Annotated in this window: 1 protein-coding gene; it reads left to right on the forward strand. The window is 68.5% G+C overall.

Going from position 1 to position 340, the window contains the following annotated elements; translation table 11 throughout:
* On the forward strand, positions 1–340 hold a 340-nt coding region (locus tag C7C46_RS35635), incomplete at both ends, for an N-acetyltransferase (protein ID WP_484421966.1).

A 340-nucleotide genomic window follows, 5' to 3' on the forward strand; every position in this document is an offset into this window, starting at 1 on the left:
TACGACGGCAGCGTCCCGATCGGCTACGCCTACGGCAACTCCGCCGACGCCGACGACCGGTACTGGAAGCGCATGACCGAACCGCTACCCGAAGGCTTCGCCGACACCCCCGTCCTGGTCATCAAAGAGATCGGCGTCCGCATCCCCTGGCGCGGCACCGGTGCCGCCCGCCGTATCCACGACGAGCTCCTCGCCCACCGCACCGAGGACCGCGTCACCCTGATGGTCAACCCGCTCGCCGGGGACGGCAAGGTCCAGGCCCTGTACGATTCCTGGGGCTACCAGGCCATCAACAGCCAGCAGCCTTCACCTGACTCTCCCCGGCTCACCGCCATGGTCC

Origin of the sequence: Streptomyces tateyamensis, assembly GCF_003205575.1 — a bacterium.
GTDB classification, from domain to species: Bacteria; Actinomycetota; Actinomycetes; order Streptomycetales; family Streptomycetaceae; genus Kitasatospora; species Kitasatospora tateyamensis.